Annotated in this window: 12 protein-coding genes; 4 read left to right on the top strand and 8 right to left on the bottom strand. The window is 44.4% G+C overall.

From position 1 onward, the window contains the following. Both ACLSU7_RS11890 and ACLSU7_RS11885 read left to right on the top strand, forming a co-directional pair. Entirely contained in the window at positions 1 to 312 is a 312-nt protein-coding gene (locus tag ACLSU7_RS11890) for an ATP synthase F0 subunit C (protein ID WP_142698432.1), read from the top strand. A gap of 321 nt (positions 313 to 633) precedes the next feature. Beyond that, positions 634 to 1,638 carry a MerR family transcriptional regulator gene (locus tag ACLSU7_RS11885; protein ID WP_413292105.1) on the top strand — a complete coding sequence of 335 codons (1,005 nt, stop codon included), beginning with the start codon at positions 634 to 636 and terminating at the stop codon, positions 1,636 to 1,638. Between the two features lie 55 nt (positions 1,639 to 1,693). Here the strand turns inward: ACLSU7_RS11885 and ACLSU7_RS11880 are convergent, their stop codons facing one another. The 8 genes from ACLSU7_RS11880 to ACLSU7_RS11845 are packed head-to-tail and all read right to left on the bottom strand — an operon-like array spanning position 1,694 to position 9,248. Beyond that, on the bottom strand, positions 1,694 to 3,061 hold the full coding sequence (locus tag ACLSU7_RS11880; RefSeq protein WP_413292104.1) for a phosphomannomutase/phosphoglucomutase: 1,368 nt from the start codon (positions 3,059 to 3,061) through the stop codon (positions 1,694 to 1,696). A gap of 51 nt (positions 3,062 to 3,112) precedes the next feature. Then, positions 3,113 to 4,069 (bottom strand): 4-hydroxythreonine-4-phosphate dehydrogenase PdxA, encoded by a 957-nt coding sequence (locus tag ACLSU7_RS11875; RefSeq protein WP_413292103.1) that lies wholly within the window; start codon positions 4,067 to 4,069, stop codon positions 3,113 to 3,115. Further along, complete coding sequence (locus ACLSU7_RS11870; protein WP_413292102.1) at positions 4,062 to 5,006, bottom strand: peptidylprolyl isomerase; 945 nt, start codon at positions 5,004 to 5,006, stop codon at positions 4,062 to 4,064. Before ACLSU7_RS11870 ends, ACLSU7_RS11875 begins: the two co-directional genes overlap by 8 nt. Further along, positions 4,999 to 5,967, bottom strand: a complete 969-nt coding sequence (locus ACLSU7_RS11865) for a peptidyl-prolyl cis-trans isomerase (RefSeq protein WP_413292101.1) — start codon at positions 5,965 to 5,967, stop codon at positions 4,999 to 5,001. The genes ACLSU7_RS11870 and ACLSU7_RS11865 overlap by 8 nt, the downstream gene beginning before the upstream one ends. Before the next feature lie 11 nt (positions 5,968 to 5,978). Beyond that, the gene (locus ACLSU7_RS11860) at positions 5,979 to 6,788 is read right to left on the bottom strand and encodes a peptidylprolyl isomerase (protein WP_413292100.1); all 810 of its coding nucleotides are present in this window, start codon (positions 6,786 to 6,788) and stop codon (positions 5,979 to 5,981) included. Positions 6,789 to 6,840: 52 nt separating this feature from the next. After that, positions 6,841 to 7,464 carry a lysophospholipid acyltransferase family protein gene (locus tag ACLSU7_RS11855; RefSeq protein ID WP_413292099.1) on the bottom strand — a complete coding sequence of 208 codons (624 nt, stop codon included), beginning with the start codon at positions 7,462 to 7,464 and terminating at the stop codon, positions 6,841 to 6,843. Between the two features lie 32 nt (positions 7,465 to 7,496). After that, positions 7,497 to 8,465: an electron transfer flavoprotein subunit alpha/FixB family protein gene (locus ACLSU7_RS11850; protein ID WP_413292098.1), complete on the bottom strand. Its 969-nt coding sequence runs from the start codon at positions 8,463 to 8,465 to the stop codon at positions 7,497 to 7,499. 9 nt (positions 8,466 to 8,474) lie between these two features. Further along, positions 8,475 to 9,248: an electron transfer flavoprotein subunit beta/FixA family protein gene (locus tag ACLSU7_RS11845; RefSeq protein ID WP_142698443.1), complete on the bottom strand. Its 774-nt coding sequence runs from the start codon at positions 9,246 to 9,248 to the stop codon at positions 8,475 to 8,477. 182 nt (positions 9,249 to 9,430) lie between these two features. Between ACLSU7_RS11845 and ACLSU7_RS11840 the strand changes: the two genes are divergently transcribed. Further along, positions 9,431 to 10,087, top strand: coding sequence for a succinate dehydrogenase cytochrome b subunit (locus tag ACLSU7_RS11840; protein ID WP_413292097.1), 657 nt, complete (start codon positions 9,431 to 9,433; stop codon positions 10,085 to 10,087). 12 nt (positions 10,088 to 10,099) lie between these two features. Continuing rightward, on the top strand, positions 10,100 to 12,016 hold the full coding sequence (locus ACLSU7_RS11835; RefSeq protein ID WP_413292096.1) for a fumarate reductase/succinate dehydrogenase flavoprotein subunit: 1,917 nt from the start codon (positions 10,100 to 10,102) through the stop codon (positions 12,014 to 12,016). Positions 12,017 to 12,025 lie beyond the last annotated feature (9 nt).

Below are 12,025 nucleotides of genomic sequence, written 5' to 3'. Positions count from 1 at the left end.
ATGAAAAAAATGATCGTAACTCTAGTTGCTATGTTGGTATCTGTATCTGCATTCGCTCAAGAAACTGCTGCTCCAGTAGTTGCTGCAGCTGGCACTGACAAAGGTTTGGTAGCTATCGCTGCTGCTTTGGCAATCGCTTTGTCTGTATTCGGTGGCGCTTTGGCACAAGGTAAAACTGCTGCTACAGCTCTTGATGGTATCGCTCGTAACCCAGCGGCTTCTGGTAAACTTTTGATCCCAATGATCTTGGGTCTAGCTCTTATCGAGTCTCTAGTTATCTACGCGTTGATCATCGCTTTGAAACTTTCTTAATTAACGGCGCTCTTAAGCGCAGTAATTAAAAAGATCAGAAATGATTTTAAAAAGGCTGGGTTATCCCGGCCTTTTTTATTCCCGAAAAGGGAAGCCCTCACCTTTTCTTTTTCACCTCCACATCGGTAACTGGATGCGTCGCTACTTTCAAATTCGTCAAAAGGTCAAAAGGTACGGACTTACTTTCTCCTTCTGCCCGACATTGCCAGAACTTTCGATTCCGTCTCTTTCTGTCTCTCAAATCCAATATAATATCTCTGTAGTTTCTTTTTCTATTTACCTTGCCCCAGGGACAACCTCGATAAATAACCAGAGGTTAGGATGAAGAACTGGCTTACAATCGGACAATTCGCAAAAGAGATCGGCGTTTCAGCGAAAGCTTTGCGTCTCTATGAAGATATGGGTTTATTGAAATCCCATGTCCGCGGAGACAATGGCTATCGCTATTACGATGAAGCTAAACTGGGTCTGGCTCGTCGCCTAAAGGAATTCAAAAATCTCGGCTTCACGTTGGTTGAAGTAAAAACATTACTTGAGGCCGATGAATCTTTAGATTCCAATAAACTTGCGACTGCAATGCATGTCCGCTTGAGGGAAATTTCCCAACAATCAGATCTTCTAAAATCCCAAAAAGAACAGATCGAACGCATCCTCTCCTCTTTGCAGAGAAAACAAGAGCCGCTTGAGGCGGAACAAAGGAGAGCGATCATGAGTTTTTACGGGAAGGTTTCTATTCTGATTACGGGTTGTGACGGATTGGACAAAACGGCGTACTTCGTGCGCGAACATTTTAAGAGTGCCGGTCAAGATGTGCCAGTCCTGGCGTGGTCTCCGGGTGCGAAGTTACCAGAGGAGAAGCCTTGTATATTAACTGTTCCAGAAAAATACCTTTCTGATGATGACGTTTTAAACATTAAAGCAGACGTCATCGTGATCAAAAGTGTTAGTGTTCATTCCGAAGAAATGGAAAATCAGTACCTGCGCCTGTTTACAGAAATCGGTCCGCACGTTACAACGGTAATCAACGCGGATGATCGTGCGTCGGTTTCATTCGCGGGACAAGAAGCTGTTCGCAAAGGTAGAATTTTTTATTTTACAAAAAATCACGCGCTCGAGCCACAGATCCAACACATTGGTGGTGTTATAAGTAGTGGTGAAGATCTGGCGATTTATGGTTTCAATCTAAAATCAAAAGTAGAAATGAAGTATAAAAAAATATTAGCTTTTGAAGAAGAAATCGCACTTGTGTCTTCATTTGCGGCGGTAATGTCTTTGGGGCTTGATAAAGAAAATATTACTGGACCTCTTACAGTGCTCAAACAATAAAAAAAGGCTGAGATAAACTCAGCCCCCTGCATTTGGAGAAAGTGTGTCCGTACTTTTAGAGGTATTTGTTAACGACGGCTTCAACGCGGTCTTGGATGCGTTTCATGCCTTCTGCTGTTGTTGCTTCATAACGAACAACCAGAACCGGTTGAGTGTTTGAAGAACGGCATAATGCCCAGCCGTCTTCAAAGCTTAAACGAATGCCGTCAGTAAGATCTACTTTGTAGTCTGCGCCTGGGCCGCCCTTGAAAGCTTCTTTCATTTTCTCAACGATCAAAACTTTTTTCTCTTCAGTCGTGTCGATGCGAATTTCTGGTGTGTTGAAAGCTGGTGGCAAACCTTCCAACAATTGCGGGATGTTCTTACCAGTTTTTGCCAGGATTTCTACCAGGCGAAGACCTGCGTAAGGAGCATCGTCATAACCAAAGTTACGGTCAGCAAAAAAGATGTGACCAGACATCTCGCCACCGAATGGGGCTTTTTCAACTTTGATTTTTTCTTTGATCAGGGAGTGACCGGTTTTCCACATGATGGGTTGGCCACCGTGTTTTGCGATATCATGGTACAAGCGATCAGAGCACTTCACGTCGCCCACGATTTTTGCGCCCTTGTTTGTTTCAAGAATTGCGCGGGAAACGATTGTCATAAGCTCATCGCCGTAAACCATGCGACCCGTGTGATCTACGACACCGATACGGTCCGCGTCGCCGTCAAAACCGATACCACAAACGGCACCTTCTTTTTTAACTTGAGCAGCCAGATCTACCAGATTTTTTTCCACAGTTGGATCTGGGTGGTGATTTGGGAATGTACCATCTGGTTCTTCAAACATAATTGTCGGAGTCAAACCACAAGCTTCGAATAAACCACGCACAACAGAACCACCAGCTCCGTTACCGCAATCCAAAACGACTTTAACGTTTTTCAGTTGGCCGAATTCTTTTTTATAGTGTTCATAGTAGCTAGGGCGGATATCGAAAGATTCAACAGAACCTTTACCATCGATATACTCACCCTTTTCGATGATCTTACGAAGTTCTTGGATTTCTTCGCCAAAGATCGTTGTTTTACCCAAAGAGATTTTGAAACCATTAAACTCTGGAGGATTGTGAGAACCCGTTACCTGAACGGCTCCGTCCACTTTCATTGTGAATGTCGAGAAATAGCACACAGGGCTTGTTACAAGGCCCAAATGGATAACCTTAGCACCTGAATCGACAAAACCTTTTTCCATGCTCTTAACGATCGCTGGAGAGCTTACACGCGCATCGTGACCGATAGTCAGCGTTGGATTAGAAATATTTTTAACGTTCTTCATATGAACAACGAAAGCGCGCGCTAAAAGATATGCGAAGTTATCGTCAAACTGACCATTGTAAACGCCGCGGATGTCGTATTCTCTGAAAATCACCGGTTGATACATAGAAACCTCATTTCAACACTAGGTATTGGAAACTATTAGAATTAATCCTAACTAGGCCTGCTGTCGAGTCAAATTAATCGACCAGCGAATAGCATCAATCATCGAGTTAGGATTGGCTTTGTTTTTACCGAAAATATCCTTCGCAGTGCCGTGGTCGACACTGGTGCGAACGAATGGAATCCCAAGGCTGATGTGCACTCCGCTGTCTTGTCCATGCACCATTTTAAAAGGGATTAAACCCTGGTCATGATATAGACATAAATAGACGGAATACTTTTTCCAGTTCTCTTTAAAGAAAGCAGCGTCTGGAACCAAGGGGCCTACATAGGGAATGTTTTTTTCTTTAGCAAATGAAGCGAGGTTGGGAAAAACTAAGAGCTCCTCGCCGCCAATCAAACCCTGCTCGCCCGCATGAGGATTTAGTCCTAAAACGCCAATAGGTTTTGAACGCTTTGATGTCGGCAAGGATTTACGCAATTGATCGGCGTGCAACAACGCCTCGGCAACGGTGCTAAAACTGATGTGCTTTGAAATCTGAGCTACCGATAGATGCCCCGTCGCCAAAACGACATTGAACTCGCTGCCCGCAAATCCCATGTGCACTGTTTTAGTTCTGGAAACACGTTTTAGAATGTCTGTGTGCCCAAGATCTTTGAAGCCAGCCTCTTTAATTAATGTTTTTGATAAGGGAGCCGTCGCCATGCCAGCAAGTTTCTTTTTTAAGCAAGCTTTGGCTGTTGTTTCGACCCAATGAGCGGGTGAAAGATCAGAGCAGATATCGACCAGATACGGGCCCTCAATTTTAAGGCCTTCTTCCAGAGTGTCGACAACAATGCGCTCAAATTTTTGATCGATTAGCTTTAGATATTTTGCAGAAGCGTTTTCATTTCGCCACAAGAAGAACTGCACACCTTTTTGCGGGCCGAGTTTGTGAAGGGCCTTGGCTGTGACTTCAAAGCCAATCCCATCATCATCGCCCGTGGTAAGTGCAATTCGTATGTTACTCATTAATTCTGATGAAAGAGTCGTCGCGTTTGTTTTGTAACCAAAGACGAAGCTGTCTTTTGAAGCTAGCTTCTAAAAGCTGAGCTTTGATACGGTCTTTTTGTTTTTCAAACTTAGGATCTGGCGTCAGCTTTTTAGTCGTTAGTTTAACGATGTGATAGCCCAGGCGTGATTTTACGATGCCTGTAGTTTCTCCAACCTTCAGAGTTGAAATAGCCTCTTCAATTTCCGGGATGAACTCACCGGATTTGAAAGTTCCCAATGCGCCACCAGCGGAAAAATTTGGATCTTCACTGAACTGTTGTGCCAGAGTTTCAAAGTTTTCACCCGAGCGAAGTTTAGACAACGCCGTCTCTGCGCGCTTGTAAGCAGCCTCAGGCCCACCTTTTTTCGGAGAGAAGAAGATGTGAGAAACGGAGAACTCATCAATCGCAGGCTTGTTGTTTGGATTTGATTTCAAGTACTCATTCAAAGCGTCTTCATCTGAAATGCGTAATTTAGAAATGATCTCGGTGTCCATCAAGTTCTGCTTTTCAATTTTCTCTTTCAAGAAAATTTTGTATTCAGCAATGTTGATTCCTTGGCCTTTAAGGATGCTGATAAGCTCAGCTTCCCCCACGTTGTTTCTTTTCGCCATGTCTTTGAATTCTTGTTCAACGCGGTCATTGGTCACAGATAGATTCAGGCGTTTGATTTCTGAAGAAAGAATTTTTTCATTAATCAAATAGTCCATCTGCGCTTTGCGATCTTTCTTTAAGGTGTCAGCAGACTTTCCATCCATCAAAGCGTCATCGACCATTCCCGGTTTTGCAATTCGACTTTGCAATTCCTTAAGGTCAGATTCCAAGATGATCTCGTTGTTCACAACCGCCAAAGTTTTTTCAACGATTTCGGCTTTAACCGGTACTGCTAAAAATAAAGAAACAAGCAAACTAATCATTATTCCCTCGGGTATCTACGGAGATGGAATTCATCAACTCGTAGTCCTTTAGAACTTTACTACTTCTGAGCTGGGCATCAAGCCACGCCACGTATTCTGCCTGCTCGCGTTGTGCTTTAAGCGCGCGCGTAATCTGAGGACGGACCTCTTCCAGGCTTAAAGTGGAAGCTGGAGCCTTTTTTTCCACACGAATCAGATGGATACCAAAGGGGCTTTTAATCATTTGTACGCCGACAGAGTTTGTAAACAGGCGGTCAAAGTAATCCACCGTCCCTTTCTCAATCCATCCAACGACTCCACCTTGCTTAGCCTCTGGAGTGATCGAGAATTTTTTGGCAAGTTCCGCGAAATCCTTGGTTTTCAGATCCGTTTTAATGGCATCAGCCTTAGACTCTTCGTCGACCACGATCTGGCGAATATAAATGCGCTCTTTGCGTTTATACATGTCCTTGTGGTCTTCGTAATAGCGTTTCACTTCTTCTTCGGCGATGGGCTTGGTTTTTTCGTTAATTTTTTTGAAAACTTCACGCTCAATCAGGCTATAGCGCAGTTCTTCGCGCCACTCCGCAAAGGAAAGATTTTCTTGAGCCAGGGCACGACGGAAAGAAAGATCGTCAGGATAGTTGGCTCTGAGCTTATCCACTTCTTGATCCAGACTGTTTTCTGATACGACGATACTTTGAGCGCGCGCCCAATCCAGGGTTAAACTCTTAACCAGGAAATCACGCAGAATTTCTTCTTTGATTCTTTGAACGTTATTTGGATCTTTAGCGGCCAACGCATCAAAATTCTTAAGCTTACGTGCCAACTGATTTGCGAACTCTTTCGCCGTCAGAACGTGCTCATTCACTTTCTCAACAGGTTGTTTAGAAAGTTTTTGATATTTGGAAGGACATCCCGCCAACAACATGCATGTTAAAATAAAAAGCCCCGTTTTGGCGGGGCTCTTTAGGAATTTCATCTGCTAGTTCCTTATTTGATAAGGTTTTTATTTTCTTTGATCGAGTACGATTTTTTCAGTTTTTCGAAGTACTCGTTAAAGATCACTTTTCTTTTTTCATCGTATACAGCCGCTCTGATCTGGCGTTTGTCGGCGTTTTCAAAGCTGCGACGGCCTGTCACCTTAATGATGTGGAAGCCATATGGAGATTCGATGAGCCCCTTGATTTCACCGACCTTCATAGAAGCTGCCGCCTCATAGTATGCAGGAACGATTGTCACACGTGATTGCCAGCCGATGTCGCCACCTGCTTGCTTGGAAATCGCATCGTCGGAATAAAGCTTAACTAGTTCTTCAAACGGACGCTTTGATTTTTTAACTTCAGTGTAAATCTCATCAGCACGTTTTCTAGCTTCTGCGATTTGTGCTTGTGTTGCACCTTGTTTGAATTCAATCAAGATGTTGCTAGTGCGGATTTCAGGATTGTTTTTGTACCAATCTTGCAATTCTTTGTCAGAGATCGTGATTTTTTGAACTTTAGGACCCAACTCTTTTTCTAAAAGAGCTTTGTACATCGCCTGACGAAGTTGATCTTGAACGATAGGATCTTTTTCTAGATTGCGTTTTTCAGCTTCTTGCAAACCCACTTCGTAACGAACCATATCCTCAAGGAAAAGATCTTTAGGTGGAGGATTTGTCGTTTTAGATTTGATGTCGTTGTATTTCTTGTTGAATTCATCAAGAGTGATCGTTTTTTTGCCCACCTGAGCCAACACTTCAGAGGATTTCTGCGCGAACGCTGGTGCTGCGATGAGCATCAAGATGCTGATAACTAATTTCATACTTTAAAAGTCCCTTTTAAAAGTTGATGCAAACTATGTTAAAACGCTAGCACTAGGCCTTATTATCCGCAATGAAATTAACAGCTTGCTGACGAGTCTGGTGTAAAAGGGACTCTAACTCTAGAGCAAGGTCTGGGTTTCTTGGATCTTGTTCTTTCGTGACTGGAGGAAGACTCTCACTCCAAACGATAATCACTTTGGCGAAAGGTTTTGGCAGGAACGTTTTGTTCCATGATCTTGGGAAATAAATCGCACGATCGACGTACACTCCAGCCGCATAAATCGGGCCGTGAATCATACGTGATAATTCGAAAACTCCGGGCTTCACTTTGTGTAACGGACCCTTAGGGCCATCTACTGCAAAGCTGCAATTTCCCCCATCTTTTACTAAACGCAAAAGACCTTTCAGAGCTTGAACACTGCCGCGTGAAGAAGATCCGCGACTGGTTTTTGCACCCATCCATTTTAGAACGGTTGCCATCAACTCGCCGTCTTTGGATTGCGATGCAATTGTGGCGATACGATAGCGCTTCACGATCGAAAGAAGAGCCAGCTCGTCACCATGCCAGTGAGCAAGTACAACAGGGTTTTTGTTTTCCAGGGATTTCTTTAAAGATTCAGGCTCGAAAAGACGAACCCTCCACGTCCATGAGAGGGTTCGATAAAATACAAACACAATAATCGGAAGGATGTATTTCCTAAACACGATTAGTGGTGAAGAGCCTTTTTGAACTCTTCAGTCAATTTTGGAACGATATCAAAAGCGTCACCTACGATACCGTAAGTAGCTTTTTGGAAGATTGGAGCATTTGCATCGTTGTTGATAGCAACGATAACTTTAGATGAACCCATACCTGCCAAATGTTGAATCGCGCCTGAGATACCAACAGCGATGTACAATGTTGGAGCGACTGTTTTACCAGTTTGACCAACTTGCATACCGTGTCCTACCCATCCAGCATCAACTACTGCACGAGTGGCACCTACAGTTGCACCCAAAACGTCAGCAAGATCGTTCAACATTTTGAAGTTCGCAGCTTCTTTCAAACCACGGCCACCAGAAACGATGATGTTTGCTTCCGTTAAATCCAACTTCTCTGAAGCACCCTTAACGATTTCTTTGATCAAAGTTTTCAAATCTGTCGCTGCATTTGTGCTTTCAACGACATTTGCAGTTTTAGATGTGTCAGCAGCCTCAACTGGAAGTTGATTTGCACGCATCAAAACGATTTTGATTGGGCTGTTTTCAAAGTTAACAGTCGCAAATGCTTTACCAGAGTACATTGGTTTAACAGCAGTTACGTTATCACCAGAGATCGTCAACTGAGTGCAATCACTTGCAACACCCGTGTTCAATCGAGCAGCAACACGTGGGAACAAGTCCTTACCTGTTGAAGAAGCCGAAGCCAAGATGATGGAAGGTTGAACTTTGTTTACGATCGCCACCACGTTCGCAGTGTAAGACTCTGGATTGTAAGAATCCAAAGCGGCGTCTTTCACAACATGAACTTCAGAAGCACCATTGTGACCGATAGCTGCAGTTACATCACCTGCGTGAGAGCCGAAAGTCACAGCAACAACTGTGTTGCCGGATTTTGCAGCCGCTTGCAAAAGCTCGATAGAGCTGCGTTTAAGTTTACCGTTTGTTTGTTCAGCAAAAACTAATACTTTACCCATTGCCAGCTCCTACAGAACCTTCGCTTCATCGCGAAGAAGTTTAACAAGCTCAGCTGCTTGTGCAGAAGAGTCGCCAGAAAGCATTTTAACCGCTGGTTTATCAGCCGGAAGAGTCATGCCAGAGTATTTTACTTTGATGTCAGTCGCAGGAATGTTCAAAGAAGAGAATTCGATCTCTTTGATCACTTTCTTCTTAGCTTTCATGATACCAGGAAGAGAAGCGTAACGAGGCATGTTCAAGCCTTTGTTTGCGCCAACCACTGCTGGTGTCATCATTTGCACAACTTCTTTCGCGCCACCTTCAACATCACGCTCAACGGTTACGTTTTCGCCATTGAAAGCGAATTTAGAAACCACAGTCGTGTGAGGTACGTTCAAGAATTCAGCCATCATTTGGCTTACAGATGAAGCGTTATCATCGATCGCAAGCTTGCCGGTGAAAATGATTTTCATTCCGCCCTCAGCTTTGATCACTTCAGCAAGAGCTTTCGCAGTTGAGAAGTTATCTAGACCTTCGCCGTTGATTACGATGGCTTCGTCAGCACCCATAGCAAGCGCTGTACGCAAGGATTCCACGACACGAGCTTTCGGGCCCGCGCTCAAAACCCAAACTTGAGAGCCTGGATTTGCGTCGCGAAGCTTGTTGGCTTCCTCGACAGCGTATTCGTCGTAAGGGTTCATAACCCATTTAATCCCCGCCGTATCGATACCGGTTTGGTCGGGAGAGATTTTGATTTTAGTTTCAGTGTCTGGCACCTGTTTGATGCACACGAAAATCTTCATATTTTTACCCCGTTTTTAGAGGACCAGTTCTATCGCAGATGATTTCAGAGGCAAAACTAAATCCTTAAAGTCTAACATGTTGCGAAACATGACAGGGGTCATGGACAAATCAAACCCCCGAGGAGTAAGTTAATTAAAAACTTAATGAGAATATAAAGCTATCACACAAGGGGTTTCACACCATGTTTGGATTTCTCGGAACGACTGTCGGGAAAAAATACTTAATGGGAATCACTGGTCTAATTTGGGCGGGTTTCGTACTAGCTCACATGGCCGGAAACATGCTCATTTTTGTAAGCCACGACGCTTACAATGCCTATGGCCACGCGCTTACCAGCGGTAAAATCATCTACGTTGCGGAACTTGTTCTGGTGCTGGCGTTGATCACCCACGTGTATATGGCGATTTCTTTGACGAAAAACAATCGCGAAGCGAAAGGTCAAAAGTACGCAGTTTCTGCCAAGGGCGCAAAAAGAGTGACTCTGGCTTCAAGAACAATGGCGATTCAGGGCTCTTTGATTCTTGTTTTCGTAATTCTTCATTTGATCACTTTTAAATACGGTCAACATTATGAAACCAACGTCAACGGCGTTCCGATGCGTGACCTGGCGAAGTTGATGGAAGAAGTTTTCCAACAACCAGGCTATGTGGTTTGGTATTTGGTCGCTTTGATTATTTTGGGTTTCCACTTGAAACACGGCGTGGGTTCTACATTCCAATCTCTTGGTTTGATGGAAGGCACTTATCGCAACGTTTGGACAAAACTAAGCATCGGTTACGGAATTATCGTGGCGCTTGGTTTTATCTCTCAACCTCTTTACCTCTTCCTCACTCTCTAAGGAGCACACGTCATGGCTAACATTTTAGATAGCAAAATTCCAAGTGGTGCGATTGAAGACAAATGGGAAAAAGCTAAGTTTGAAAACAAACTGGTAAACCCGGCGAACAAAAGAAAACACTCTGTAATCGTTGTTGGTACTGGACTTGCTGGTGCCTCTGCGGCGGCTTCCCTGGGTGAGCTTGGTTATAAAGTTAAAGCATTCTGCGTGCATGAATCCCCTCGCCGCGCCCACTCTGTGGCAGCTCAAGGTGGTATCAATGCCGCTAAAAATTATCAAAATGATGGTGACTCAACTTACCGTCTTTTCTACGACACTGTTAAGGGCGGAGATTTCCGTGCTCGTGAGGCAAACGTTTACCGTTTGGCGGAAGTGTCTGCGAACATCATCGATCAAATGGTTTCTCAAGGTGTTCCTTTCGCTCGTGAATACGGCGGCACATTAGCAAATCGTTCATTCGGTGGAGCGCAAGTTTCCCGTACATTCTATGCCCGTGGTCAAACAGGTCAGCAGCTTTTGTTGGGTGCTTACTCGCAAATGATGAGACAGGTTGACGCTGGAACTGTTGAACTTCGCTATCGTCGTGAAATGCTTGATCTTGTTGTGATCGACGGAAAAGCCCGTGGCATCATCGTTCGTAACTTGCTGACTGGTGAAATCGAAGCACACGAAGCCGATGCAGTGATTATCGCATCTGGCGGTTACTCGAACGTGTTCTTCCTTTCTACGAATGCGATGAACTGTGCGGTTACGGCTGCATGGAAAGCCCACAAGCGTGGCGCGTATTTCGCAAATCCTTGCTACACGCAAATCCATCCGACATGCATCCCGGTGCATGGTGAAAATCAGTCAAAATTGACTTTGATGTCTGAATCTCTTCGTAATGACGGTCGCGTTTGGGTTCCAAAAGCCGTGGGTGATAAACGTCATCCAAACGATATCCCTGAAAACGAACGCGATTACTACTTGGAGCGCGTTTACCCTTCATTCGGTAACCTGGCTCCGCGTGACGTGGCTTCTCGTCAGGCGAAATACGCTTGTGATGAAGGTCGCGGTGTTAATGAATCTGGTAAAGCGGTTTATTTGGATTTTGCAGATTCTATCAAACGCCTTGGTGAAGACAAAATCGCTGAGCGCTACGGTAACTTGTTTGAAATGTACGATAAGATTACGGGCGACAATCCTTATAAACGTCCAATGATGATCTACCCTGCTCCTCACTACACAATGGGTGGCTTGTGGGTTGACTACAATCTTCAATCAACTATTCCTGGTTGCTTTATTGCAGGTGAAGCGAACTTCTCGGATCACGGTGCGAACCGCTTGGGTGCTTCGGCATTGATGCAAGGTTTGGCTGATGGTTATTTCGTGGTTCCTTACTCTATCGGTAACTACCTGGGTGGCACAAAACTTAACAAAGTGACGACTAACGACGATGCCTTTAAGGCAGCCGTTGATGGCGTTAAAAAAGAAATCAGCACACTCGTGAATATCAAAGGGAACCGCACGGTTGATAGCTTCCACAAAGAGCTAGGTAACATCATGTGGGAAAACTGCGGTATGGGTCGTAATGCTGCTGGCTTGAAAAAAGCTTTGGAAGAAATTCCTAAAGTCCGCGAAGAGTTCTGGCAAAACGTTCGTATCCCAGGTGATCCAAATTATCTTAACGTGGAGCTTGAAAAAGCAGGACGTGTTGCAGACTTCTTGGAGCTTGGTGAGTTGATGTGTCGTGATGCTTTGGAGCGTGAGGAATCATGCGGCGGTCACTTCCGCGAAGAACATCAGGATAATGGTGAGGCAAAACGTGATGATGCTAATTTCTGTCACGTAGCTGCGTGGGAATACACAGGTAACATGAAAACGTCTGTGCGCCACAAAGAAGAACTTACTTTCGAAAACGTTCACCTAGCAACTCGTAGCTATAAATAAGAGGCTTAA

The organism is Bdellovibrio sp. HCB185ZH (assembly GCF_047302455.1).
Classification (GTDB): domain Bacteria; phylum Bdellovibrionota; class Bdellovibrionia; order Bdellovibrionales; family Bdellovibrionaceae; genus Bdellovibrio.
This window is presented reverse-complemented; position numbering and strand designations above follow the sequence as displayed.

Excerpts from the sequence above, each read along its gene's own strand:
- ACLSU7_RS11890 (WP_142698432.1), top strand. The coding sequence starts at position 1 with ATGAAAAAAATGATCGTAACTCTAGTTGCTATGTTGGTATCTGTATCT.
- ACLSU7_RS11885 (WP_413292105.1), top strand. The coding sequence starts at position 634 with ATGAAGAACTGGCTTACAATCGGACAATTCGCAAAAGAGATCGGCGTT.
- ACLSU7_RS11880 (WP_413292104.1), bottom strand. The coding sequence starts at position 3,061 with ATGTATCAACCGGTGATTTTCAGAGAATACGACATCCGCGGCGTTTAC.
- ACLSU7_RS11875 (WP_413292103.1), bottom strand. The coding sequence starts at position 4,069 with ATGAGTAACATACGAATTGCACTTACCACGGGCGATGATGATGGGATT.
- ACLSU7_RS11870 (WP_413292102.1), bottom strand. The coding sequence starts at position 5,006 with ATGATTAGTTTGCTTGTTTCTTTATTTTTAGCAGTACCGGTTAAAGCC.
- ACLSU7_RS11865 (WP_413292101.1), bottom strand. The coding sequence starts at position 5,967 with ATGAAATTCCTAAAGAGCCCCGCCAAAACGGGGCTTTTTATTTTAACA.
- ACLSU7_RS11860 (WP_413292100.1), bottom strand. The coding sequence starts at position 6,788 with ATGAAATTAGTTATCAGCATCTTGATGCTCATCGCAGCACCAGCGTTC.
- ACLSU7_RS11850 (WP_413292098.1), bottom strand. The coding sequence starts at position 8,465 with ATGGGTAAAGTATTAGTTTTTGCTGAACAAACAAACGGTAAACTTAAA.
- ACLSU7_RS11845 (WP_142698443.1), bottom strand. The coding sequence starts at position 9,248 with ATGAAGATTTTCGTGTGCATCAAACAGGTGCCAGACACTGAAACTAAA.
- ACLSU7_RS11840 (WP_413292097.1), top strand. The coding sequence starts at position 9,431 with ATGTTTGGATTTCTCGGAACGACTGTCGGGAAAAAATACTTAATGGGA.
- ACLSU7_RS11835 (WP_413292096.1), top strand. The coding sequence starts at position 10,100 with ATGGCTAACATTTTAGATAGCAAAATTCCAAGTGGTGCGATTGAAGAC.